1 pseudogene is annotated in these 648 nt (G+C 48.0%); it reads left to right on the top strand.

Going from position 1 to position 648, the window contains the following annotated elements:
• A pseudogene (locus R7Z49_RS25695) lies at nucleotides 1-648 on the top strand (2-succinyl-5-enolpyruvyl-6-hydroxy-3-cyclohexene-1-carboxylic-acid synthase); the annotation flags it as partial.

Genomic DNA, 648 nt, shown 5'->3' with positions numbered 1-648 from the left:
CTGGTTTTGCTTACCGCTGATCGCCCTGTTGAACTCGTCGGTTGTGGCGCAAACCAAGCAATTAATCAACTTGGGATTTTTTCGCATCATGTATCGGCAAATTTGAACTTGCCAAGTCCGAGTTTAAATACGCCGCTCAACTGGTTACTCACTTCGGTTGATGAGGTGATGTTTAACCAGCAGTTACATGGCAGCGCGGTTCACATTAACTGCGCCTTTCCTGAGCCGCTGTATTCTGACGGGGAAAAAAGCGCTTACCAAAGCTACCTGAACAGTGTCGAAGCGTGGCGCAAAGGCGGTCAAACATATACTCAACGATTCGTCAGTCCATCATTTCGTGACATTCCATTTTGTGCTGATAGAAAAGGCGTGGTTGTTATTGGCAGCTTACCTGCTGATCACGCGCAAGCGGCAAAAGCGTTTGCACAGCAAATGGGGTGGCCTGTATTGGCGGATCCGCAAAGTGGAGTTAGCTCCGGTTGGTCACATTATGATTTGTGGTTACAACAGCCTAAGTTGGCCAGCCAACTCGACGAATGTGATTTGGTGCTCCAGTTTGGTAGCCGCATCATATCTAAGCGCTTGAACCAATGGATTAATAAACAGGTGTCGCAAAGCCAACAAGGCCGAGATGTTCAGTACTGGTTT

The organism is Vibrio sp. 1562 (assembly GCF_033340155.1).
Classification (GTDB): domain Bacteria; phylum Pseudomonadota; class Gammaproteobacteria; order Enterobacterales; family Vibrionaceae; genus Vibrio; species Vibrio alginolyticus.
Note: the sequence above shows the minus strand (reverse complement) of the source record. Positions and strands in the feature narration are given on the sequence as shown.